At 57.5% G+C, this 746-nt stretch carries 2 protein-coding genes; both read right to left on the reverse strand.

Going from position 1 to position 746, the window contains the following annotated elements:
* Window positions 1–146: 146 nt before the first annotated feature.
* A complete protein-coding gene (locus A3730_RS26620; RefSeq protein ID WP_063520449.1) occupies window positions 147–452 on the reverse strand; it encodes a type II toxin-antitoxin system RelE/ParE family toxin in 306 nt (101 codons plus the stop codon).
* Window positions 449–746, reverse strand: a 298-nt coding sequence (locus A3730_RS32305; RefSeq protein WP_231884058.1) for a hypothetical protein, incomplete at its 5' end; no start/stop codon positions are given. The genes A3730_RS26620 and A3730_RS32305, both read right to left, overlap by 4 nt.

Consider the following 746-nt stretch of genomic DNA (forward strand, 5'->3'; position numbering starts at 1 on the left):
AAAAAGCACAAAAGGGTGTTGGCCACACTGTTGGCCCCAGTAAAAATGGCCTAAAAATGGGACCCGAACCCCTTGCGGGCGGCAGTATAGCGCAGGCTTCCAAGACAAGTCATTGGGCGACAAGAAACCATGGGGTCATTCCGACCTCAGTCTGGCGCCCCATCTTTATCTGACATCGGCTTGGGCCATAGCCTGGCCGTATGCACCAATGTAAGCACCCAGACTGCCTCCTGATAAACCTCATAGACCAGCCGATAATGTTCATGGGGGAACAGCTCCCGCGTGCCAGGCACCACCCCCTCTCTCCCCATCTCGGGGTGGTCTGCCAGCAATCTTGCCGCCTCCGAGAACCGCACATCCAAGTCCCCTGCCGCAACCGGATTATTCGCCGCGATATACTCCCAGATTGCAAGACGGTCTTTCTGGGCCTGAGTGGTCCAGATCACCCTCATGCGCCAGCCTTACCGTCACCCACCGCAGCAGCCCTGCGTGCCGCAAACTCAGCCTCCACCTCGTCGTTGGGGCTCCCCTCACCAGCCAGCATCTCCGCCCGACCGGCTTCCACCTTACCCCTCAGAAAATCCTGATATTCCTGCTCCTGCCGCTTCCGCGAAATGTAACCACGCATCAATTCACGCACGATTGGCGAAGCCGGCCGATGATCCGCTTCTGCCACAGCAATAAATTCAGCCCGGAGTTCAGACTCCCGCTTCATTGTGAAAACCGCTTCTTTACTCATTGCCGAC

The sequence above is a fragment of the Alcanivorax sp. HI0044 genome (genome assembly GCF_001634945.1).